The organism is Geomonas sp. RF6 (assembly GCF_021044625.1).
Taxonomy (GTDB): Bacteria; Desulfobacterota; Desulfuromonadia; order Geobacterales; family Geobacteraceae; genus RF6.
In genome coordinates, this window is sequence record NZ_CP087999.1 from 928,833 (window position 1) to 953,492 (window position 24,660).

The 24,660-nt window shown below is 55.1% G+C and carries 15 protein-coding genes and 1 pseudogene; 11 read left to right on the top strand and 5 right to left on the bottom strand.

Translation table 11 applies throughout. The features are described 5' to 3' along the window. Positions 1 to 196: 196 nt before the first annotated feature. From dxs to LPW11_RS04020, 7 genes are all read left to right on the top strand, one after another. Positions 197 to 2,104, top strand: coding sequence for a 1-deoxy-D-xylulose-5-phosphate synthase (dxs, locus tag LPW11_RS03990; protein ID WP_230996841.1), 1,908 nt, complete (start codon positions 197 to 199; stop codon positions 2,102 to 2,104). A 155-nt stretch (positions 2,105 to 2,259) separates the two neighbouring features. After that, positions 2,260 to 3,258, top strand: a complete 999-nt coding sequence (hpnH, locus tag LPW11_RS03995) for an adenosyl-hopene transferase HpnH (protein ID WP_230996842.1) — start codon at positions 2,260 to 2,262, stop codon at positions 3,256 to 3,258. Between the two features lie 192 nt (positions 3,259 to 3,450). Beyond that, complete coding sequence (locus tag LPW11_RS04000; protein ID WP_230996843.1) at positions 3,451 to 4,704, top strand: integrase family protein; 1,254 nt, start codon at positions 3,451 to 3,453, stop codon at positions 4,702 to 4,704. A 2,085-nt stretch (positions 4,705 to 6,789) separates the two neighbouring features. Next, positions 6,790 to 7,275 (top strand): hypothetical protein, encoded by a 486-nt coding sequence (locus LPW11_RS04005; protein WP_230996844.1) that lies wholly within the window; start codon positions 6,790 to 6,792, stop codon positions 7,273 to 7,275. Between the two features lie 520 nt (positions 7,276 to 7,795). Next, positions 7,796 to 8,248: an ATP-dependent DNA ligase gene (locus LPW11_RS22470; protein WP_442899815.1), complete on the top strand. Its 453-nt coding sequence runs from the start codon at positions 7,796 to 7,798 to the stop codon at positions 8,246 to 8,248. Positions 8,249 to 8,320: 72 nt separating this feature from the next. Next, entirely contained in the window at positions 8,321 to 8,572 is a 252-nt protein-coding gene (locus LPW11_RS04015) for a hypothetical protein (protein WP_230996846.1), read from the top strand. 188 nt (positions 8,573 to 8,760) lie between these two features. Next, entirely contained in the window at positions 8,761 to 9,699 is a 939-nt protein-coding gene (locus tag LPW11_RS04020) for a hypothetical protein (protein WP_230996847.1), read from the top strand. A 184-nt stretch (positions 9,700 to 9,883) separates the two neighbouring features. Here the strand turns inward: LPW11_RS04020 and LPW11_RS04025 are convergent, their stop codons facing one another. Continuing rightward, positions 9,884 to 10,228 (bottom strand): group II intron maturase-specific domain-containing protein, encoded by a 345-nt coding sequence (locus LPW11_RS04025; RefSeq protein WP_331001595.1) that lies wholly within the window; start codon positions 10,226 to 10,228, stop codon positions 9,884 to 9,886. Positions 10,229 to 10,987: 759 nt separating this feature from the next. On the opposite strand from LPW11_RS04025, the gene LPW11_RS04030 reads away from it, so the two are divergent. The 4 genes and pseudogenes from LPW11_RS04030 (at position 10,988) to LPW11_RS04045 (ending at position 16,377) form a co-directional block, all read left to right on the top strand. Beyond that, complete coding sequence (locus LPW11_RS04030; protein WP_230996849.1) at positions 10,988 to 12,733, top strand: MORN repeat-containing protein; 1,746 nt, start codon at positions 10,988 to 10,990, stop codon at positions 12,731 to 12,733. A gap of 693 nt (positions 12,734 to 13,426) precedes the next feature. Then, entirely contained in the window at positions 13,427 to 14,947 is a 1,521-nt protein-coding gene (gene istA / locus LPW11_RS04035) for an IS21 family transposase (RefSeq protein ID WP_230996850.1), read from the top strand. Positions 14,948 to 14,968: 21 nt separating this feature from the next. Further along, positions 14,969 to 15,667 (top strand): annotated as a pseudogene (gene istB / locus LPW11_RS04040) (IS21-like element helper ATPase IstB); the annotation flags it as partial. Positions 15,668 to 15,897: 230 nt separating this feature from the next. Beyond that, positions 15,898 to 16,377, top strand: coding sequence for a YbjN domain-containing protein (locus tag LPW11_RS04045; RefSeq protein WP_230996852.1), 480 nt, complete (start codon positions 15,898 to 15,900; stop codon positions 16,375 to 16,377). A gap of 545 nt (positions 16,378 to 16,922) precedes the next feature. On the opposite strand, the gene LPW11_RS04050 is transcribed toward LPW11_RS04045, so the two are convergent. Genes LPW11_RS04050 through LPW11_RS04065 form a run of 4 tightly spaced genes read right to left on the bottom strand, consistent with a single transcriptional unit; the run spans position 16,923 to position 24,280 of the window. Continuing rightward, positions 16,923 to 19,025, bottom strand: a complete 2,103-nt coding sequence (locus tag LPW11_RS04050) for a WD40 repeat domain-containing protein (protein WP_230996853.1) — start codon at positions 19,023 to 19,025, stop codon at positions 16,923 to 16,925. A 45-nt stretch (positions 19,026 to 19,070) separates the two neighbouring features. Then, positions 19,071 to 19,541 (bottom strand): hypothetical protein, encoded by a 471-nt coding sequence (locus tag LPW11_RS04055; protein WP_230996854.1) that lies wholly within the window; start codon positions 19,539 to 19,541, stop codon positions 19,071 to 19,073. Beyond that, positions 19,538 to 22,090, bottom strand: a complete 2,553-nt coding sequence (locus LPW11_RS04060) for a hypothetical protein (protein WP_230996855.1) — start codon at positions 22,088 to 22,090, stop codon at positions 19,538 to 19,540. The genes LPW11_RS04055 and LPW11_RS04060 overlap by 4 nt, the downstream gene beginning before the upstream one ends. 27 nt (positions 22,091 to 22,117) lie before the next feature. Next, a complete protein-coding gene (locus LPW11_RS04065; RefSeq protein WP_230996856.1) occupies positions 22,118 to 24,280 on the bottom strand; it encodes a S41 family peptidase in 2,163 nt (720 codons plus the stop codon). Between the last annotated feature and the right edge of the window lie 380 nt (positions 24,281 to 24,660).

Genomic DNA, 24,660 nt, shown 5'->3' on the forward strand with positions numbered 1-24,660 from the left:
CAAGCCAGCGCCCCCTCCGGGCAGGGGAGCGCTCGCGACACGATACACCACAGCGTCCCCTCCCTTTCAAGGGGAGGGACAGGGTGGGGATGGGGTTAGCCCCTCATCCGGTAAAGGCAAAGCAAACTCCTCCTCTTCCTTGTGACTTTGCGCTTTCGCAGTGAGTTCAACACGCTGCATGATCTCAAGGAGTGTCATGTACAAGCTTCTCAAGGGCATCGACAGCCCCTCGGACCTGAAAAAACTAAGCGTGGAGGAGCTTTCCCCTCTGGCAGAGGAGATCCGCGCCTTCCTTCTGGAGACGGTGTCGAAGACCGGTGGCCACCTCGCCTCGAACCTCGGGTGCGTCGAGCTCACCATCGCGCTGCACTACTGTTTCCAGTCGCCGAAGGACAAGATCATCTTCGACGTGGGGCACCAGGCGTACACCCACAAGATCCTCACCGGCAGGCGGGACGCATTCCACACCCAGAGAAGCTACAAGGGGCTCTCCGGCTTCCCGAAGCGCTCCGAGTCGGAGCACGACGCCTTCGGTGTCGGCCACTCCTCCACCTCCATCTCAGCGGGGCTGGGGATGGCTGTGGCGAGCGCGCTGAACAGCGACGCCAGCAGGGTCATCTCCGTGATCGGGGACGGGTCGCTCACCGGCGGTATGGCGTTCGAGGCGCTGAACCAGGCGGGGCACCTGAAGAAGAACCTGGTGGTGGTGCTAAACGACAACGAGATGTCCATCTCCAAAAACGTGGGCGCCCTCTCCTCCTTCATCTCCCGCAAGATGACCGGCGGCTATTTCCGCAGTCTCAAGAAGGAGATACAGTCGCTCCTCACCAACATCCCGGCGATCGGCGGAAACATCCTGCACTTCGCGAAGAAGGCGGAGAACTCCCTGAAGGGGTTCCTCACCCCCGGCACCCTCTTCGAGGCCCTCGGTTTCGACTACGTAGGCCCGATCCAGGGGCACGACCTCCCGACGCTCATAGAGGTGCTGCAGGAGGTGCGCGAGATCGAGGGACCGGTGCTCGTCCACGTGATGACGAAGAAGGGAAAGGGGTACACCCCGGCGGAGCTCACCCCCGACAAGTTTCACGGTGTCGCCCCCTTCGCGGTAAAGCCCGAGGCGGCGCCGAAGGCGAAGGTTGCGGCTCCCCCCTCCTACACCGCGGTCTTTGGTGAAACGATGGTGAAGCTCGCCGCGAAGGACGAGAAGATCCTCGCCATCACCGCCGCGATGCCGGACGGCACCGGGCTCACCCCCTTTGCCAAACGCTTCCCCGACCGCTTCTTCGACGTCGGCATCGCCGAGCAGCATGCGCTGACCTTTGCGGCGGGACTCGCGGCGGAAGGTTTCCGCCCGGTGGCGGCGATCTACTCCACCTTCCTGCAGCGCGCCTACGACCAGGTGTTTCACGACATCTGCCTGCAGAAGCTCCCGGTGATCCTGGCGCTCGACCGCGCCGGCCTCGTCGGGGACGACGGCCCGACGCACCACGGCGCCTTCGACTACTCCTTCCTGCGTCACCTGCCGGAGATGACGGTGATGGCCCCGAAGGACGAAAACGAGCTGCAGCACATGGTGAAGACCGCCCTCTATGCCGGCGCTCCCATCGCCCTTCGCTACCCGCGCGGCGCAGGGTACGGCGTCCCCATGGACAAGGAACCGGCGGAGATCCCCATCGGGACCGGCGAGCTTCTGTGCGAGGGGAGCGACCTCACCATCGTCGCCATCGGCTCCGTAGTGTACGCCGCCGTCGAGGCGGCAAAGGCCCTGGCGCAAAAGGGACTGTCGGTCGGCGTCATCAACGCCCGCTTCGTGAAGCCCCTCGACCGTGAGCTCATCCTCGAGCAGGCGGAGAAGACAGGCGCCGTCGTCACGGTCGAGGAGAACGCGCTGCAGGGGGGATTCGGCTCCGCAGTGCTGGAGCTTCTTGCGGACGAAGGGCTGACCGAGGTGCGCGTGAAGAGGATCGGGATACCCGATCATTTCGTGGAGCACGGGAGCCAGAAGCAGCTCCGCGCAGACCTGGGGCTCGACGCCGAAGGAATCGCGGCGACGTGCGAGGCTTTCCTCGGCGGCAGGAAGACCGCGCTCGCCCGGGTGAAGTAACGGCAAGATGAAGTAGCGGAACGCGGATGAACGCGAGCTGTACGGATGACGCGGAGGTTTCACCCCACTTTGATCCGCGCCGATCGGTCCACCGCGTCGTCCGCGTTGTTTTTATTGCGATCGAATAACATGCAGCGAAAAGGAATGGAATCTACATGCGCTTCCCAATGAGACTCAATTACGACCTGACCAGATACATCATGGGCAACAAGATGAAGAAGGTGGAGAAGTACCCGCTCGTGCTGATGCTGGAGCCGACCCATCTTTGCAACCTGGCCTGCTCCGGCTGCGGCAGGATCAGGGAGTATGCCGACACGATCACCGAGATGCTCTCCCTGAAGGAGTGCCTCGACTCGGTGGACGAGTGTCCGGCACCGGTCGTCACCATCACCGGTGGCGAGCCGTTCCTCTACCCCGACATCTTCCCCCTCATCGAAGGGGTGCTCGCCCGCGGCAAGCACATCTATCTCTGCACCAACGCGCTCCTTCTGGAGAAGGCGCTGGAGAGCATGAAGCCGCACCCGAACTTCGTCCTCAACGTGCACATGGACGGGATGGAGGAGACCCACGACCGGATACTTGAGCGGAAAGGCACCTTCAAGATCGCCATGGCCGCCATCAAGAAGGCGAAGGATCTTGGATTCCGCGTGTGCACCAACACCACCATCTTCAAGGAGACCGATCTCCTGGAGATCGAGATGCTCTTCAGCCAGCTGACGGAGGCCGGCGTCGACGGCTTCCTGGTGGCGCCCGGGTTCGGGTACGAAGCGGTCGGGGAGAGTCTCTTTCTGGAGCGGCGCGACATCGAGAGGAAATTCGAGCAGGTCTACGAGATGAGCAAGCGCTTCCGCTTCTTCTCCACCCCGATGTACCTGCGCTTCCTGAAGGGTGAGAAGCAGCTCGAGTGCACCCCGTGGGGGAATCCGACGAGGAACACCCGCGGCTGGAAGGCCCCCTGCTACCTCATCACCGACGCGCACTATCCGACCTTCAAGGAAATGATGGCGAAGACCGAGTGGGACAAGTACGGCGTAGGGAAAGACCCGCGCTGCGCCCAGTGCATGATGCACTGCGGCTTCGAGCCGACCGTCGTGGAAGAGATAGGGAAGAGCTGGAAAGACATCTGGGAAATGATGATCTGGAACCTCACCTAGGCTTTTTATTCTTTAATACCAGTTTTGAACCCTTAAGAAAACCTGAACTATTGAGCGTATTTAGCACTTGACGAGCACAAAAAAACCCGCTAATCTTCGAGAAAGATTAAGCGGGTTTTTTAATTCCCGTCCTACCTATGGCCTACCTATGGACCTCCTCGATACCCATAGGTAGGAAAATTGGGGGTGCCGATGCCGAAGCTCAAACTGACGAAGGCGAACATCGACAAGATTCCGTCTCCGGAGAAGAGGCAGGTTGACTACTTCGATACCGAGCTTAAGGGATTAGGCCTGCGGGTGTCGGCGGACTACTCGGACAAGAAGACCGGGAAGCAGATGAAGGGTGCCAGGACCTTCTTCGTTCAGATCGACGTGCAGGTTCCTGGGGCAAAAGCCTACAAGACGATGAAGGGAAAGATCGGCCTCTATGGCGAGTACACTCCGGAACAGGCGCGACAGAAGGCGCCGGAGATCATCAAGCAACTGCGGGAAGGAAAGCCGCTTTCGCCAGCGGCTCCCCCTACCCTTCGAGACGTCTACGACCGATACACCAAGGACAATGTTCGGGCCAGGGGCACCATCGAGCAGTACCGTATCCACATCCTAGGCAAGTTCCAAAGCTGGCTCGACGTGCCTCTCCCCGAACTCGACGTTACCCTCACCCCCACAGTGGTCATCGACCGATACCAGCAGGTCCGCACTGGCAGCGGTCCTGGCGCCGCGAAGAACGCCTTCAAGTGCCTCCAGGCCCTATTCAGCTATGGGGCCATAATTTACCCTCAATTCGTGACCAAGAACCCTGTGAAGGTCATTTCTCAAGCCAAACTTTGGGGGGAACGGCAAGCACGAGAGGACTGCATCGAAGCCGGTCAGTTTCAGGCGTTTTATGATGGTCTGCTGCAGTTCACCCCGATCCACCGGGATGCATTCCTACTTGCCCTATACCAGGGGCTCCGCCCGAACGAGGCGCAAAGCCTGGAGTGGGCCGATGTGAATCTTGAGAAGAGAACAGCCTTCATTCGGCACGAGACCGAAGCTTCCAAGCGGAGCTACACTATTCCTATATGTCGACAAACGGTGGAGATCCTGGAACGGCGGAAAGAGGCGAGAGAGGCGGGGGCTCCCTACGTTTTTTCATCCGACTGGCGGACAAACAAGCGGGGGCATATCACGCTGAGGGCGGAAAAGCTCAAGCAGCGTACGGGACTGGATCTGACGGTGCACGGCTTGCGGCGGACATTTATCACCACAGGCGAGCGGTTACGACTTCGGCGTGAGGACATAAACCTGCTAACGGGACACGTCGATGGAAGCGTTACCGGAAAGCACTACTCCAGACTAGCGATAGACGACCTCCGCCCTACCCTGCAACGCATAGCCGACGAAATCGAGCGCCAGGTTTTTGGGGCTACAGCAAAGGTTATCCATCTCCGCCCCGTCATGTAGGCGGTTCGCGGCGCCACGATGAACCTTTGTACCGGCCCTCCTCGTCAAACTCACTGCCCCCCCAGAGCGCTATATCCTGCCCCCATGATTCCCGTGCTACGCTGACAGCGATAGCGTGCCTAGCTCTGCGAGGCTCTCCCTAGGTGGGATAGTAATCGAGGTCCCACCATACGGAGGAGTTCCTTTCGTTTTTCCACCAACTATTTGTGAGCGGGATGGAGTGCGTCCGGCGATTGCAGTTCTCCTTCGACGGCCACCGTTTCGCCACCGTTTAGAATGCGTTAAGCTGAAAGGCCTCCTAAAGCCGATCGCTCCGGCGGCCAGAGCCATCTTGAATTTCTCCTCAATTTATTCCCTCTACAATCTTCTGCGGAAAGTGGCCACAAGGGGTAAACCGGCATCGACAACAAAGATGCCTTCTTAGCAAATTTCCCAACCGCCGATTCGACATTAGGCGGGGTCATAGAAGCGCCCACAATCATGAACTGTCCAGTGGCACCCTTCATTCGCGGACTCGAAGGCGCGCGATGCAGGTTTCACGGAGGGAATCCTTTTGACGATGCAGCCGCCAGGCCCCATTAATCTACCGAAAATGGTGAGGCCGCAGCAAAGGTCTTTTTCGCTCGCCTTCCGGTGCGCCTGAGGAACCCCATGATTACCGTAACTGGTTGGTTTTCCTGTGACCCTTGCCAAACACGTTTGGCCAGTAGTGCTGTGTGGGCTGCATGATGAGCTGCATGTCTTCTCCGACTCCCGGAGGGGTATCAGTTCGTCGGCTGCATTGTCGAGTACTGAGCCTGAAAAACAGGAATTGAAATAACTGGTCTTTTTTAACTATATCTTGTAAATTTGCACCGTTCAATTTACCAAACAGGGGGAGAAGTCATGTTTCAAAAAGTAGTTGTTTTGGTTGTACTGCTCTCGACAATGTTGATGTCACAGTTGACTTGGGCAGACTGTTCCCAGCTTAGGGACTGGAGAGCACGGAACGCGTGCAATGGGGATTGTTCGTCTATCGAGAACTGGCGCACTCGCAATGCATGTAAAGGAGATTGCTCGTCCCTCGAAGACTGGCGTATCCGCAATGCCTGCAAAGGAGACTGCGACTCCCTCGAAAACTGGGAAGATCGCAATGCCTGCAAGTCGTGTGGTGGTGGAACCGAGTGGGCGACGATGTACCTGCTGAATGTGCGACAGAAGTGCAACTAGCACGAAGATGACCGGCAAAGAAGCCTCTCGATTTCAGGGAGGTTTTTTTGTAGTCCGAGCAAGCTCTACCTCAAGCAGCCAAAACCGGAGAAGAACTTTGGCTATGTCCAGCCATGCGGCGAAAGTACAGCGAATACAGCGCACATTGGCCCCGGTCTCATCGGCTACATTTACACTATCCGAAAGCGACCGGTGCGTACCCTGAGTCTCAGCACATTCAAACCATAAAGACGAAAACGGCTGAAAGGAACGAAAATGGAACCAGAACTAACTTTTGTACCGCACGGTGAATGCGTAATAACCCAAAGGTCTGCATGAAGCGGCCTGGATGTAAGACCCTGCGTGGATGCTGTCGATGGAATCGGTACCCTTCATCATGCTCCGCGGGGAATGCAGAGACCGGTTCACCGTCACGAGGAAGTTCTACGTGTTCTCCAAAGTCTTCAACCCTCAAGGAAGGAGAAGCCGTGCAGTATGTAGACTGTATCCAGATGGAGGAGAAAGAGGGGTACCCGAAAAATGCAACGCCGGCTGATGACGTTGTACACCAACCGAAGGTGAGGAGGTTGAGGGCATGACACTGCGACTCCTTTCAGCTGTGGAATGGCTCATGCAGAGCCCAAAACGGCGATTGCGGGCTACCAGGCTATGGCCGGGATTCACCTATAAAGCGTCAGTCACAGAACGTCAATCTGTATCTCACCTACAGGTTCGTCGGTGCCGCAGATGAGTTATCAGGATATTCGAGTAGCACAGTAGCGACATCCTCGCTCGCATCCGGCTCAGGTTCTGAGGCGCTGTAGCGTCTGACATTTTCCACGTGGGAGGCTCTAGCCACCACGATACTTCAACCTTTAATGCAATAGGGGAGGATCTGTGAAACGTAGAATCGCATGTCTGTTGATGGTGTGTGTCATCGCCGCGGGTTGTACCAAGAAAGAGGCACTCACGCCTGAACAGATGGAGAAGAAAAAAGCCCTGTTGGCCGAATTAAAGACAAAGATTCCAGCCGAGGCTGGCCAAGACAAATCCGTCGTTGTTGAAGGTGATAATGTGACCATGAACGCGACAATGCCTATGGCCAGTACATCTATTTCGCCGGCACAGTTTGAAAAGGCCAAGGCTGAGATGAAAGAAACACAAACTAAGGAGCAGGCGGGGTACTGCCGCGAATTCAAAGAAGAGACTGCCCTTGGTATCTCTTTCATCTTTAATATTCTAACCTCCGACCACAAGGTCTTCCAGACTATCAAGATCGACAAACAGATATGCGCGGCACTGCCGCCGGCTCCGCCGGAAGAAGGGGCCCCGGCGCCGGCTCCGGAACCGGTTTCAGCCCCGGCTCCGGCACCCGGAAAGTAAGGGTGCAAGAGGGGCAACCTCAAGTGGCCCCTCCTGGCCGATAAGCTCATTCACCCCTTGCTGCACCGGAGGCTACAGTGAAAGAAGGTAGTGAACTCATCCCCCCCCCCAGGAACGGATTGGGCCGGCTCTGGACGCAATCAAGAAGTGCGAAGGTGTCATGACGCCCGGGCAGGTCGCACAGGTGCCTGGGCTGAGGACACTGATCGAGTCTGCCCCCTAGATAAACTCAGGAGGTGGGCGAACTTCGTTGCCTTGGCCGTTGCTGCCGAGGCTTCTTTGACATCAAGTGGCAAAATCAGCTAGACTCTTCGCATGTTCGAGAATGCTGAAGCGCTTCAGTCAGGGGCGGCAGGGGTGTGGTCAGGAGTGACGGGCCGCTCCCCCTGCCGACTCCTCAGTCAAATCCAATTTCCCCTCCCGGATAGATCCCCAACTCGCATCGTTCCTCCCAAAAGGCGAACCAGTCCCTGATGGAGATGACTGGCTTCACGAGATCAAGTACGACGGGTTCCGTCTCCTGTCGAAGAAGGACAGTGAGCGAGTTTCCTTCTACACCCGAAACGGCCACGACTGGAGCGATCGCTTCCCGGCGATAGCCGAGGAGATCCGGCGCCTGTCGGCGCACAGTCTGTGGCTCGATCGCGAGCTCGTAGTGTTGCGCGATGATGGGCGCTCCTGCTTCGGGTCGCTGCAGCACGCAGTCGCGCGACGCGATCAGGCAGTCCCCATTTACTCCACTTTCGACCTCATGCACCTGGACGATCGCAACCTATGCGATGATCCGCTCAAGGCCCGAAAGCGCCTTCTCTACGAGCTCATTGGGGCTGGTGACGGAATCTCCGGTACGTCGACCATATCAAGGGGCAGGGTGCCGCTTTTTTCGACCTCGCGTGCGCCAGTCAGTTGGAAGGTATCATCTCAGAGAAAGCATCTTCCCGGTATCTCCCCCGGCGATCGCGCACCTGGCTGAAATCCAATGGAGCGGCTATAAGGACGTGCGGGAAGTCGCTTGGGAGTGGTGGCGGGAAGGGAGGGGGCGTCTGTGAAGGATCTCTTTCAAATCTTTTTCGGTATACTGCTCGCGCCACTGATGCTCCCCATTTTGATCCTGGCGCTTATCCTGCGCCTCGTAGTATCTACCGCCGGGCGCCGCCTTTACTGGTTTGTTGCGGACTGCAACCGGATCGTGATCAGCGCTGGCGTCAGCGTCTTCCTCCTATATCTCCTCATGTACCTCTTCCCCTCTATCCATGCCTGGGGGGAAACTCCTAAATTGGCTCTGCCTTCCTTCTAAAGTTGTTCCTCTACAACATCGTCTTCCCGGCAACGGACAAGTTGGTCTCACCGCAGTAAGCAGCATTTAAGCCCTTTCCTTGTTTACGGTATTGTATTCGTGTTTACACCTCCTTATAATCCAACCCTAATGCACTGTGGGGTGTAGTGGTCTATCAAATACATGATGAAGGTAAAAGGGGAGGGTTGATGGCAGGGGCTGAGAAAGTGGCAGTAACTTGGAAGGTGCGGACGGGGACAGCTGTGATGATAGTGAGTCTGATCCTGCCAATGCTCTTGGTGGGTGTCGGCGCCGCCATATCCATCCTCGACGTCGTGGATGGAGAGGTGAGTCAACTCGGGCCTTTACTTCTGCATGTGTTGCCCCTCCTGGCGGGCCTTACCTGCGGGGGGTACTGCATAAAGGAGTTCTTCGGACGCTTTTCGTCTGTTACGCTTTCGCGTCACAACGCCGCTGGACTCCTGCTTATGACTATTTTGTTCCTGCTCGCAATGGTGAAGTTTTTAGGGTTAATAGGGTTTCCCGGCTTCTGGGATCTGTCTGACTGGATCATTGACGAGGACGTCTTTCCCTCTTACCTGTACATGATCTCCTTCGCCGTGTTCACCGCCGGGTATGGTATCTGGCGCGCAACTTTTGCGCAATACCGTCCTGGGACCGACTTGAAAGAGAGAGCTGAATCAGTTACGAAGCCGTGGAAAGTGCGTTCCTGTATTGCCGTCATGCTGAGCGGATCTCTTCTGTCCCTCATGTATGTGGCGTTGGTGGTGCTGGAGAGCGAAGGCGGGATTTCAGTCGTTGTCCTCACCCTTCTCATCATGGCGGGGCTGCTGATCATGAACATGATCTACTGCGTAAAGCAGTTGAAAGGGAATGGCGATAAGGTGTCTGCCCACCGGAAGGTGCTGCTGTCTCTCGTAGCTGTGTCGGCAGCATTCCTTGTGCTGGCTTTCATCGAGGAGACTCACCCGGAGATGGGGGAAGTTGTGGCATCCTTCTGGGCGTGGTGCGAAGATGACTTTTACGGGTTCTACGCTACCACTCAAGCAGTTGGCATTGCGGCGAGCTTCGCAGTCTGGCAGCGGTTAACCCGGCAACCGGCCATCCAAGAGAATGAGAATCAGTAGCGCGCCAACACAGACATAGTGATCGGGTAGGAGGCGAGGTTACCCTCGCCGTCCTCCCACACCACCGTGCGTACGGTTCCGTACACGGCGACGGCGGTTCATATAGCCCTCTGGAAACGGTTGAGTTGGTCCATCAGGCTTACGAGACCCAGCTCATCAAAGTAGGTTTTCCGAACAGCAAGGTTCATCTGCGCGGCCCCTGAGTTCCACCAGGGGCCGTGTCCGTTTCCGGCGGACTCGCTGTCTTCTTTGATAATCCCAACTTCAGCAGGTTCTTCTCTCGGGCGCGGGGCCGCTTCCACTGCAGCAACATTATGCAGCGCAGCTTCCGCCGTATCCAGCCGTCCAGCTCTTCGAAGACTCCCCTTACCTCGGCATGTCGGAAGTAGTTCATCCGTCCCCGCAGCTTAGGTTGCAGTTCTTCGATTGTGGCCGCAATACTCTTTCCCCGCCCCCTCCGACTGGACATTCGGATTCGACTTTTCACCCTCTCCGCCGCTTTTCCCCCAGGTGTGCGGTGACGGGTCATGTCGAAGCTCAGGAACGTCCTGTTCCACGGTCGGTCAACCGCGCTCTTGCTGCGGTTTACCTACAGTTTGAGTTCACCCTCAAGGAAGGCAGTGCCGAGGCCATCACACGTTCGCCACTCTTTCTATGAAATTCTTAAGTTAATACCGATTGCGTTGCAATCAGAACAAAAAATTACATTAGAACATTTCTCCACCAAAGATTACTAGAAAGCACTGTTCCTCTACGGTGCTAAGGTCGCAAATTACAAAATTGCACTGGGAGAACTCTCCTTTCCCTTGGGAAACATACTAAAACCACGGTGACATGGTAGCAGCTCTCCGAGGAGTTCTTTCAGTAATACCTGCAGCGACTCTCGCAAGGCGATCCGATGCCCCAACTGGCAAACCCATCCTGACAGACCGTTATGGAGCGAATAGTAAGTCTGCACCTTACTGGTCGGCTTCCCCTTGATCAAGCAATTCAGGACGTGGCGCTAACACCTTTGGGGATGTCGGTTAACCATTCGACCGCGAGAAAAGACCACTTTTTTCGTTTGCGCTTGCAAATATGATGAAAATACATTAGTGTGTCGCCGCTTTTGTTAGCTGTTACGCCAAATCGGCGTCCGAGCGTAAAAGCCGGATTGGAGGGAGACAGAGATATTGACGCATCTCGCGCTTCTGTCCTACTGAAACCAAACAGAGAGTCGTATTTTCTCTGGTTTTGTCTTTTTAACATTTTCATATATCTACATTCAGGTCAGCAAAAGGGGGTTAACGTGAACATATCCGGGGATGTCTCCATCTTCTCAGCCAAAAGGTTAGTTTTTATTGTGATGGCACTTCTCATCACCTTCAGTATGACGGGTTGTGTAAAAACGGTCGGTGTGGGTAGCTTTCAACATGATGAAGATAATCATTTCAAGATACTGAATGAAACGGGAAAGCAGAGAATTGACGTCCTGCTGGAGTATTCCAAGCCTGTAAACGAAATAGCAGTGAAAGATGTCATTGTTAACGGAAGCGGTAGCTTCGACATGAATGATGTCTATAGAAAAAACACTGACCTGTATGAGAAGCACAACAAGGTAATTGACTGTGTCTCTATATTCCCGGATAGATTTGAAACATGCTCGACTGCAGGAAAGAATGATTATACCTTATTCAGGAAAACCAACTTCGATGCCTTCGCCTTTGTTTTCGACACCGCTTTTTTATTGCCTGTCGACGTAGTTGCCACTGTCTTTTTTCAGCCGTTCAACCCTTATGCAAATGCCATAACCGGAGTTTTTGACATCGAAGCCCTTTATGCAGTTGGCGCAGAAGCTAACGGAAAGCTATTGAAACACCTCCAAGAGAAATGTACAGTTGACGATCCCAAACTGTCGGTTTGGTACCAGGGTACCTGCAGCGGCGGATACGCAGATGGAGAGGGCATAGCAAAAGGAGACGACACATATTCAGGTTCCTTTTCTCATGGCAAACTGAACGGAAAAGGAGAATACCTGTGGAAGAACGGTGACAGATATGTCGGCGAATTCGTAGACGGCTACATTACAGGAGACGGTGCTATTAGTTGGAGCAACGGCGACGAATACATCGGTGAATTTTTTAAGGGAGGCAGATTGGGGCATGGGAAATATGTCCACAAGAGCGGCACCGTGGAAGAAGGCATCTTTCTTGACAGCAAACTGGTTCCCTCTGAGATAGCGTGCGACAAGGCGGCCGTAGACTTCCTCATAAAATATTACCGTGGCGAAGCAGGTGATTTCATGGGCAGCGTAAAACTTCTTCCCATAGATAGTGCTGTTACCGTTTACAAATACACTAATGATCCTAAAATCCTAAGCTATATTCTTGACGAATATAGGAGTTTCAAGACGGCTAATGGCTATTTCAGTGCGTTTAAGCTGTCCAAACACAGAAGTGACATTGGCAAGGCGTTTGAGTACGCAATCACGAAAGAACAGCGGTTGGGGCTGGAACAAGACGCTCTTAAGGTTGTGAATCTCGAAAAGGACGTTTTCGACATAAAAATCAAATGCGATAGCATGAACTCCGCAAGTGACGACAAAAGCAGTTCGGACAATTTTTTGTTATTCAACATGGAAAATAAATCATCAACTGCCGATTTTGTCTGCAGCACATCGGTAGCCGTCAAGCCAGACTCCTTAGTGCCTCTTTCCCGGAAATACAGGCTAAAGGTCGACTATAGCCTGAAAGTAACCACAGAAACATACACTGGAATCAGTAGAGAATCGACGGGTTCAGCATTGGGTGACGTTTTTTGGGGAGTCGTACGAGCGGCAACCAGTAACACTAAAGAGACTACGGTAAAAATGGACAAGTCTTTGTATTTTGTTGTACAGCCTCCAAAAAACAAATTGGACGCCCATGAACTCAAATTCGACAGCGTTGCGGTTTCAGCGAAGACTCAAGCTCTTGGTGGATTCATGGAGCGGGAAATGAAGTTGAAAGGCCGGGCAAAGGTGAACTTTAACATAACTGAAGTGTCTGCCATGTAAGACTTATTTTAAGTTCGGAGGATTTGATGAGGAATCTGTATCTCATCTTTGGTATGTCAATTTTCTTCTCTATTTGCGCCTGTCTCGGCGCCAAGGCTGGAGAATATGCAATTGAAGACAGTGCTGAGGTATCGGACCATGCACTACAGCGGCATAAGAGTGATTTCTCCGAAGAAGCGGCCAGACGTCGGGCCGCCGAGTATGAGGCCAATCGGAAGGCGGGGCTTAGGAGTGGCGGTTTTCGCTATCACGCCGGTACTCCTAAGTATGAAAACGGAAGATTAACCTGGAGCGCCTCCTGTACGGAAGGCGGTTATTCGTGGGTAAGCCTGGCCGACTCGAATGTGTACTGTTGGGGTGGCGGAGGATATTCTGGTTCTAAAGCTGGTTGTGATGTAGGAATAGGACCGGACGCAAGCTTACGTAAGGCCTGTAGAGGTGGGCATTGATTGTGCTAAGGCTAATGGCATCCTATAACTGAAGGCAAAGAGGGGGACGCCCTTGAAAAGTGCGTTATGCGGGCGCCTACTCTGCTACCAAGGGCTGCAGCGCAATCTCGCTGCAGCCTTTTTTGTGAATCGGCGTGCAAAAATGACCCACCTTTGGCCGTAATCGGCATCCAAAATTGACCCACCTCAGCATCCTTCTCCATACTCCCTGGACCTGACCAGAGAGGGGGAGAACTCAAAGGAGATGCTGAACGTGGAGACCATCCGTAAAGTCCGGAAAGCCCATTTTGTTGACGGCAAGGGAATTCGCCAGATAGCCCGCGATTTCAACATTGCCCGGAACACCGTCCGCGAGATCATCCGCAGCGGCAAGACCGACCAGAAGTACCAGCGGAGCATCCAGCCCCGGCCAAAGCTCGGGACGTTTGCCGACCTGCTGTCAAAGCTGCTGAAGGAGGACAGCGCGAAGCCGGTGCGGCATCGCCGCAGTGCGCAGATTCTCTTTGAGCAGTTGCAGCGGGAAGGGTACGAAGGCGGGTATGACGCCATCAGACGTTATGTGAGCGCCTGGAAAAAGTCCGAGGATGCCGCACCGTCCAAAGCCTTCATCCCTCTGGAATTTGACCCAGGCGAGGCTTTTCAGTTCGACTGGAGTTACGAGCAGGTGGAGTTGGGTGGGGTCCCGGTCGAGGTAAAGGTCGCCCAGTTTCGTCTCTGCCACAGCCGCAAGCCCTACTGTGTCGCCTATACCCGCGAAAGCCTGGAGATTGTGCTTGACGCCCATGCGCCTGCTTTCGAGGTCTTCGGCGGCGTCTGCCGCCGTGGTATCTATGACAACCTCAAAACGGTAGTAACCAAGGTGCTGATGGGTAAGGATCGCGTCTTCAACCGTAGATTCCAGAACCTTGCCTCTCATTACCTCTTCGAGCCTGTTGCGTGCACTCCGGCCGCCGACTGGGAGAAGGGACAGGTGGAGAACCAGGTCAGCGTGGTAAGGAGCCGCTTCTTCGTCAAGCGCAGACGCTTTGCCAACCTCGAGGATCTGAACGAATGGCTCGAAGCCGAATGCCGCAACCATGCGGCAACCGCTTCCCATCCTGAGCGTAAGGACCGGACCATAGATGAGGTATTCGCCGAGGAGAAGGGGCATCTGCTATCGCCGCCGACCTCTCCGTTCGACGGCTACCAGGAGACTGTGGCCCGAGTGTGGACCCAGTTGCTGGTCAGCTTCGACCGCAACCGCTATAGCGTGAACGCCATGGCTGTAGGCAAGACTGTTGCGGTACGGTCCTACGCCGACCGGCTCATCAGGGTTCTCAACAACAGGGTGGTCGGCGTGCACCGGCGTCACCTTGGCCGGGACAAAGTGATCTATGATCCTTGGCACTACGTGGCCGTGCTGGAGCAAAAACCGGGCGCTTTGCGAAACGGCGCCCCGTTCAAGCGGTGGGACCTGCCAGTCCCTCTTCATGAGGTGAGGGGCAGACTGGAGGGGCATGCCGACGGCGACCGCCAGTTCGTAGCAATCTTGAGCGTCGTCCGTCGTTACAGCCTCGATGCGGTAGCAGAAGCATGCGCTCAGGCGTTATTGGACAAGACGGTGAGTTCCGACGTGATCCTCGCCATCCTCTCGCGCCAGCACGACGAGCCGCAGCCGGAACCGGTCCATGAGACGGTCAAACTGCCGCGCCTGACCCTGCAGCCGATTGTGGACTGCCACCGCTACGATCTCCTTCTCTCAGGAGGCCCCCATGGCACTGCGTAGCCGTATCATGGGGGGGGAGATCTCGGGCTTTACGGAATGAAGGTCACCTTTGACGAGATCGTCGCCGCAGGGATCAAGAGCCGAGCTACGCCGGAGAAGATCGTCTACGATCTTCTGCAAGCGGAGATGGCCGAGCGCAAAGCAAGAAGCATCCGCTACCGAATGGGTCTGGCTAAGTTCCCGGTCGATAAGGATTTGGACAAGTTCGACTTCACCGACTCGCCCGTCAATGAAATGCAGGTGAGGCGGTTGTTTGAGGGGAGCTTCCTTGCCGATCATACCAACGTCATCATGGTCGGCGGCACCGGCACCGGCAAGACGCATCTCGCCATTGCGGTGGCCAAACAGAGCATCCGTGACGGCAGGAAAGCCCGTTTCTTCAACGTGCTGGACCTGGTGAACCAGCTGGAGCAGGAGAAGCTCGACAACCACGGCGGCAGGCTGGCTGAACAGCTCGCCAGACACGATCTGGTCGTACTCGATGAACTGGGATACCTGCCGTTCTCGAAAAACGGCGGGCAACTCCTGTTTCACCTGATCTCTAAGCTCTACGAGAGGACGTCGCTGATCATCACCACGAACCTCACGTTTGGAGAATGGCCACAGGTTTTCGGCGACGGCAAGATGACCACGGCACTCCTCGACAGGGTCACACATCACTGCGAGATCATCGAAACGGGGAACTACAGCTGGAGAATCAAGACCAGAATCAAGAACTGAAAAACGCTACCTGGGGTGGGTAAATTTTGGACGCCGATGGTGGGTCAATTTTCAAAGCCGATTGACACACAAATTCAATTCTTGAAGGATGGCGATGTTTTTATAAGGCGATCTCCGCCATCAAAAGAGTTGCCGTCACACACAATTTCTTGACGTGAGCAGATGCTTATGATTAGTATCTTCGCCCAGTAGCTAACGATGTTATCTCAAATTTCAAATGGAGGGTTTTCATGCGGTTCAAGATGGGCGTTCTTATTGCGGCAGTCCTTATAGGGACAGTAAGTTTATCCGGTATTGCGTCAGCGGCGTCGACGTCGAAACGCCCGGTTTCAAAGGAGAGCCTGAAGAAGGCCTTCGGACGTTTCGGTACCGAAGCAGAGGTGAAGCTGGATTCAGATGGGTCTCCTCGCGCTTCCTTCAAGGTCGATGGATATAAGGCATTCGTGATCGCGTACGACTGCCAGGCCGGCACATGCAGCAGCGTTCAGTTTCATTCAGGTTTCGAGACTAGCAAAACTATCGACCTGGCGCGGATCAACAAGTGGAACGCGATCACTCGTTACGCTAAGGTGTACATATCAGACAGTAATGCAGTTGTTGTCGAATATGACGTCGACATCATGAAATCTGAGGCGGCATCACAGCTTGAAGAGGCGCTCATAACCTACCGGGCGACGCTGCGCTCATTCGTCAAGGAGTTCATTGACTAACCGTCCGCTCTACTAAAGCCTTCAGCCCTAAGCTAAGAGAAGATGTTGAATCCAAAAGCTGGTGCAAACATGCACCAGCTTTTTTTTCGGTGTCAATGTCCATAGATGCCACAGAATTTACCTTAAGGCATAGCTTATTTACAAATCCTTGCAGTCTATATAAAAAATCACTCGGTCATTGCTGCTTTTGCAGTTGCATTATTATTCGAGTCTGTCAATACGAGAAGAAATAAGCCGCCACAAAGGGGCACTAAAGCCGTGAAGTGTCTGGTTTCGCTTGACCCCGGCATACCCTCTTCAGAGGTATCAGCGAATACGGAACCCTGCTGTGCACGCACAGGATCGAGCAACGAATACATTCCTCTAGCGAGAACAAGTTACATTCGTTGCTTTCGTCGGTAGTTTGTCTGCAGGTATTTCCCTCGAAAATTCACACTTATCACATTGACAGTTACAGATGACATACATCACTAATGTTGGAAGGCATGTGCTGCAGGTAAAAGACCTCAACTTTTTCTTGCTTTTTGGTTAAGCAAACTGCCAACTCAGCGAAGCGAGGCGTTGACTTCTTTTTGGACTAGATTCATGCCGTGTGCACTGGAATTGGCGATCCCCTTCCTGGTGTACCAGATCCATTCCTTGTACCCGAGGTAGAGGTAAGTCCCGATCCAACGTCCTTCATGCACGTTGTACAATCCGACGTCACCCTTGTTCGTGCCGATTGCGAGCATCTTGCCATCGGAAGAAATTGCCATTGCTTCTATCTGATTGCTATGCTCCCATGACTCGAAGGGGGTGGCGAAAGTCTCTACTCTCCAACTCGTTTGGCCTTGATTGTCCTTGACGATGATAAGTCCGTTGTCCGATCGCATAGAGTAGCGTCCACTGACAAACAACTTGTAATGGTGCAGAGGCTCCTCCTTCTCCGCTTTCCCCTCTATGGCGCCTTCAAAGGCTCCTTTCTCACAGCTACATGATCCCGCGTGCGATCCAGCGGCTATTTCTCGCAGTCGTGATCCGTCGACTAGCGAGTACACCAGCGCGCGGTCGGGAGAGTTCCAGGTGCTCGGCCTGTGGCCTTCCGGGTCACGCCCGCGACCGTCCGTATCGAGCACTGTGGCGGTTTCGGCAACAAAGTCGATACAGCGGAGCTCGTAGAAACGGGCAATGGTGTCCTGCAGGTCCCGCAGCAGGAATTTCTTGGTGGTCTTGCCAGTCGTGAGGTCAAGCATCTGCAACTCAGGGATCCTCCAGTTGATGCCGTCCTCATATTTGAGGACGTCTCGTGCGAGCGATACCCCAGTTGTCCCATCGGCGGAAACTCCCAACTGCACGTTGCCATCTTCAAATTCGATTCCGGGAAGAGCGGTCAGTGATGGCCACATCCATTGGCCCAGATGGTACTTACCGACAGCTACGACTTTTTGCCCTCCGTTGGAAAAACGAAAAGACGAAATGTTGTGCCGATCATCCAGACGCTCGAGCATCTTTTTACTCTGAAGATCGAACACTTGGGGCATAGCCGTTTCGTGGCTAATGAGCAATGCCATCCCGTCGGGGGAGAACTCGAGAGCTTCCACCTTGGATACACGGCTTTCTAGGGAAACAAGTGCTTCGGGTTCCTTTTCTACGAGGATTTTTGCTACCTCGTAGACCTTCAACAGACCGGAGACTCCGGTGATGAGGAGGTAACGGCCGTCTGGTGACATATCCATCTGGAATCGGGAGTTGTTGACCTCGCTGGGGCGAAAGGCATAGCCTATCTGCTTCCCGGAGTCGAAGTCGAAGAGGTAGGAACTGCGACTAGAGGCTGCCAGCACCGTTTTACCGTCCCGCGAGAACCCTCCGAAGAACGCCATGCCATCGACCATCCTGAAATTGTGGCGGATCCCCCCGCCTTCGACTTCCCACACCAGCAAGTCCTGATTGGCATGATCCAGAGTGATGCGGCCGGGGATGCCGGCAGAGATGAACCTGCCGTCAGGGGAAAAAGAAATGCTGGCGCTGAAGCTGATCTCATCGTGTGGGATCATCCAGACGGGGGCGCCGGTACCTGCATCGATCACCCTGATCATCCCGATCCGCCCGACGGCCAGCCTCCTGCTGTCGGGGGAGACGGAAAGAGCTGTGACCTGCTCGTTCTTGATGTTGATCTTCCCTTCGCTGGCAAAGGGAACGAACGGCTTCCCGCCCTCGGAGCGGTAAAGCACGCCATAGCTATCGCCGACAAAGAGAGCGCTGCCGTCATCAGAGATGGCAATACAGCATGCCTCCCGTTTTGGATCCTTATCGCGCGGGATGTGCAGGGGGATATCGCGGAATTTGCCGCTGGCGAGGTCGTATGTGACAACTCGGCCATCCGCGGCGACAAAGGCGGCCTTGGCTGCATCGCGAGTGAGAGCCACACCCATATCTGCGGTGGTAAAAGGAGCCTTTACCCTGCGCAGGATGCGGTTGGCAAGAAAGTCCCATTCGATCAGTACGCCGTCAGAGGTATCAACGGAGACAACGCGATTGCCGTCCGAAGTGAAGCGGGCTGCATAGACGTTGTCATGATGGGGTTCAATTGGCGCGTACCTCGTGGTGCCGGCGTAAAGACATCCTGGCATGACAAATAGCATCAAAAACAAAGCAATAATGCGCAGCATCAGGAACCTCTTGAAGTTGTTAAGGTAGACTACATCTGCCCTAAATTACTCGCACCCGCAGGCGGGTTGGATGTCACCGGTCCGCTCAAACTCATAGAAGAACCCGCAGAAGCACGAGGTGCTCATGTGGGATCCGATGTAGCGGCGCTGTATCAGTTCCCCGTTTCGGAAAACCCATTCCGCCCTCTCCTTGCCAAAGTACATCATAAAAGGGATCGGGATGGGAACGACCACAACATCGAGCCAGAATACTCCTCCCCGCCAATCCCCCTCGTCGTAAAAAATCAGCCGCTCGTACTCACCCGACGGCTCCACCTTGTCAGGTGTGCGCCCCTGGAGAAAGACTTCCTTAGTAACCGCCCCCTCAGTCTCGATGCCATATTGTTTCTTCAGCGACTCAACATTGGTTTCAGTTTCCTCTCTCCGATTAAACTGGTCGTAACCAACTCCAAGGCAACCTGCGAGATTGAGCACGAGGATGACGAGACTGAGAAAAAAAACAATTCGTTTGATCATTCGCCTCTCCTGACCAGCAGCACGTCCAGGTATTCCTTCTCGCCCGGGACGAAAGGAGAGTTGGTCTTCAGGGACCAGGCGCTCCCTGCCGGGGACTGAAGCGCAATCGCCTTGAACAGGTCGCTACCCAAAAAGCCGAAACGGCGCAAGACGTCGATACGACTTTCCTCCAGAAAACTTCCGACCCGCCGCTTCTCTCCATCAATCGCAGCGAAAAAATCCCGAGCCTCCGCTTCGGTGGGATATCGCCAATCGTCATGGCCGGCGGGCGTCTCCGCATTCACGGCTTGAAGAGAACGTGCCATTCCGCCAATCGGGGTTCCGATGATAGCTCTCGCGTCCCGGAGCCACACCAACTCGCTCTTACGGTCGATGAGCTCTTGCCCCGCGCGCTCGAATCGTGCCGGTTTGAGATCCGCAGTAGACGGAGAAGCGAGCTCGCGCAGATATTGGGCTACCTGCTTAGGCAGGGCAGCGTCATACTCCTTGACCCGGTCAAACGGGACCAGAATCGACTCCTTGCCATTCCCCTGGTTCATCCTCCACGAGAGTATGTTGTGCGCCTGGGAGGATGCAGCGTAGCAAGCCGTGCGAAGCGGACGGGTATCGTTTACCTGCTGGTCCTTTTTTTCCGACCAGAGGGCCCACTCGGCGTCGTTGGTGACGATCAAACTGGCAAGGGGGTAAATCTTGATCAGGTGGAAAGTGGGGTCAAGCTCCCCGCTCGCGGCGAGCTCAATCCCAAGGGTCGCCCGGCTTTTGGAAAAAGCGACGTCGTCGGTGTGCCCACCTTTCTTCTTTGCGACTTGGAAGGTGTAGGTGCCCGGCATGGCGATCATGTCTCGAAAATCGGCGATCGAGGCGAAGCCCTTACCGTTTACCGAGGCGATTTCCCAGCCTGCCTGGAGACCGGCCCTTGCGGCGTCACTGGCAAGGAGAACGTTTTCTATCCGGATGCGAAACGGCTTCAGTTGGGAATTGCGCAAAGGTGAGATATCCCAGAAACGGATGGTGTGGTCGCTGCCTGTGGTGATCAGCAAGTCGCCGCGTTGGCGCATGGAGACGACTGTTCCTACATGCCCCTGCATGGAAGCTACGTTTCGCCCGCTCAATGTAGTGATCAGGATGACCCCGTCAAGATACTTAGAGGCTACAAGCCCTGAGTCGAGGAATCCAGCATCAGTCTCCTCGTTGACGGTATCGAGGACTGCCGAAACGGTGTCCCCCTTGGCCACGGCATACACCGTCTCTCCCTTGGAATTGCTCACGCGCTTGAGCCGGTATTCCTTCCATGTGGAGGGAAGCGCGGCGCCGATGATCTGTCCGCTCGAGCACTTTGACACGCCGCCTGTGACAAGGTCGACGGCGCGGCTGCACTCTGTCGTGTCGGAACCGAGTACGACGGATGAACCCGAGAACCCCGCGCCCATGTAGACTGGAGCTCGGGGAATGATGTCCACTTCGTCCTTGCCGCTTGCAAGGTCATGGATGTGCATTTCACCATCCGCCGATACCAGAAGGACACGCTGCGCGCTCAGAAAGGAGGCTCGGACCGGTTCCTTCGTCGCGATGGTGACCTTGCTCGGGTCCAAAGCGTATCCGGCAGATCGCCGGCCCGCGAAACACCCATACGGCTTTTCGCCAACACAGGCCAAGATATGCTGCGCGTCAGGGGAAAAGGAGACATCAAAGAATTTGGTATCAGGGGCGAGGGTCGCTACCTGTCTCAAATCGGCATCGACAAGAAAGATTCCGCCCTGCTCGAGAGCAAACGCCACACGGTCCTCGGTGGTCTCAACATTTACGGCTTTGCTCGGTAGCCGCGTTGAGGCAAGATATCGCCCTGTGGGGATCTCCAGCAGATTGATGGTCTGCCTGTTGTCGATAAGAGACATCAGGATGCGGGACTGAGTGTTATTTCCCGCGGGGGCGGCCCAGATGAGGCGGCTCTCCCGCACCTCCTTGCTCAAAGAGGGAATCACCACCTTCGGTTCACCGTTCCCCGCCACTGTGCCCTGATCCCACGCCAGTACCTCTTGCGAAGCAGTAATGAGGTAGCGATTGTCACGCGTGAAGAAGGCGCGGGAAGCCGGCATCCGGTGGCCGTCCAATTGGCGAAGCAATTTGCCGCTCTCACGGTCGAACACCGCGGCGCCGACTGTGGCCTTATCCTTGTGCAACAGACGATCAACAATGATCTCCCCCACCCCACCGAAGTTGACCCCAGCGATGATCTGTTTCCCGTCCGGAGAGGCGGTTATGGACCAGAAATCGCCACCATCCCCATTGTCAGCATAGGCGGTTATCGTCCGCTCGACCTTGCCTGTGGCGCTGTTGTGAATGCGAATCACCCGGTCGCCGCCGGCAGTCACGAAACGTGCACCGTTGTCCAGTTTTGCGGTTCCTGCGCATCCGTTGTAGTAGGTGCCTAAGTCCCAGGTGACGATGCGTGGTTCAGAGGTGTCAGTGGACAGAGCTGGAGATCCGCTGCACAGTATCATAGCGAGGACCTGGAAAAGGGTGCGCCGGGATGCAAGTCGTACATTCATGGGGATTCCTCTTCCTATATCAAAAAATCACATTGGAGCTGCTACAGCCTTGACGGCCGCATGGAAGAGGGGATCGCCGGGAGACGCAGCGGGCACAGTCAAATCCTCTTTGACGGATATATCGGGACGGATGCCGGTAATGGGGATCAGCATGCCCCTGGAGTTCTCAACCTCGCCTGACAGGATGTCGAGGGTTTTATCACCAAGGCGGACCTCACTCATGAACCATGGCTTTCCACAGGTCTTCTCTCCAATCACCGTTACAGGCAGGTATGGTGCAGTTGCGTAGATCAGGGATTCGGAAGCGGAACAACTCTCTTCACTGGTTATATACGCCACCCGTTTCGCACCCGGATACAGAGTGCTCTTGGGAACTCTATACGTTTCTCCCATTCGTGCATACTTGACGGGAGGGACCATACGCATCACCACCTCACCCTTGTGCCTGCTCCCTATCAACCAGGAGGCCAGTTCTGCCGCCTGGAAAACACTCCCGCCGCCATTGTAGCGAAGATCAATTATCAGCTGACGAGCACCGCTCTTTTCAGCCTCACGCTGAAACCGTAGAACCTCTGGTGCGAAGCACGGATAAAAATTGTCAAAACGCAGGTACCCGATTCGTTTGCCATGATCTTTAAAGAAGAAGTATGTCGGGCGGCGAGAAGTCACCTTCCCGCGAGCAAGGGCGGCCGTGAAGGTCCCACGACCGCGGGAGAAGACCATCTCCTGCCTTCCCCGCTTAAAGTAATCACCGGGATGCTCTTTCACTCCGACCGAGTGCCCATTTACCGTTACTACCTTGTCCCCCCTGAGGACTCCGGCCTTTTCTGCAGGCGACCCGGGATGCACCTCGCCGACACACCAGTTATCGCCCTGTTTCACCCAGTGGAAACCGAATCCCTGATACTCTCCCTTGAACTTGTCGTCGTAGGCCTCTGCAGCTGATTCTGAGTAACTGTAATGGTCAAGAGGTGCCCGCAGGCGGTTGATGACAGCATTGGAATTGGCAGCGGACAAGATGATGCCCGGAGATAGCCGGACCTTCTCACTCCAGAGGTAGTAATCCTTGAACGCCAGCGCCGTTAATAACCGCTCCGAAGACGGTAGAAGTGATGCCGCAGGGGCCAGCGTTTGTGTGAGTTGAATATCCTTCGCAGGGGCGGTCCTGAAGACCAGGAGTAGTAGCCCGGCAAATAGCACCGCGGCAACTTGTGTCGAATCAAGCAGTCGATGCGAAACCACATTCCATGACGGCCGCAGCGATACAAGCCTAAAAGTCGGGCGTTTCGCCCGTTTCAAGCGTACAAGTCCTTGTATGAAAAAAAGTGCCAGTACAACCCCAGTGAGGAGGCTGAGTTGGTCATTCAGGTCTCGCTGGATCGCGTCGGATAGCACTGGGGAGAGGGAAGCAATAGTTGCAATAGCCAGGGGGATGGAGGCATACGCTTCCAGAAAGCCGATGGAGAGAATAATAGAGGCGAATGAAGACCCCGTAGAAAACCATCCATGCGATCGAAGGAAGCGGCAAGCGATGATGATGGAAAAGGTCGACCACAACGGATAAACCAAAAGATCTACTGGGGAGATCGAGGAACATCGGAGCACAACAGCTCCAAGGCAAATGATCGACCAGCGAAAAAGCATGTATCTCTGCGGGGCGATCTGTTTCAGACCATCTCCGCTCAACAGAAGACAGAAGACGAGCACAGTAAGGAAGAGCATCGATGCCACGCCTAACGTCTCCACGGAGGGGGAGGATGTTAGGCGTGGCATACCGGCGGCGAGACAGGTTCCAAAAAGTACCCCCCCCGCTATGCACTCCCAAAAAGGGAAATCAGGCTGTTTTACTTCGCGGCTTCTGCCCATGGCCCGATGGCACATGGTGAGAGCCACCGCCTCTCCCAGAAGCATTCCTCCGTAAAAGCTGCTTCCCTGCGAATCTGCCAGCACCACTTCGAAATGATCAAAAAGCCCGCCAAATGCGACTGCCATTCCGGTACAAAAGAGCGAACACAGAAGGGGTATGGTAACGGCATTGCTGCCGCGGCGCCACCCCCAGTGCATTGTCATGGCGGCCATAAGCGCCGTAAGCGAGCCGGCCGCCAGGATGCCAAGTTCTGACGGATAAATCGGGTGCCACATCAGCCAGAAGGTAGAGATGATGCTAAGTGCAGAGAGGATTATCAGCATTGGATCCCTCTCCCGGTGCCACGATCAGCGTTGGCTGAGATAGACAAGTTCCCGACAGAAGATCCTGGACCCATTGTGTTCATTTCTATCTTTCTGCTTCATCAAAGCTTTGTGACTTTTACCACTATGATGACGACTGATCGTTCCAAATTATAAATCACAGCTGAGCTTATCGCAGCTACAAACGAACCCAAGAAGACCATTGCCTCCAGGACTAAAGAACCATTCGCCCAGGACGGTTTGAAGTGCCCCTAGTAGAGCAGTTGAATCCGTAGCCGTGGAACAGAGCCATGAACCGTCCTAACAGCAACGATCCCAAGCCCTGACATCCTAAGGTTCGCTATAGCTTAACTCCTGCACCTCACGGCCTGAGTAATACG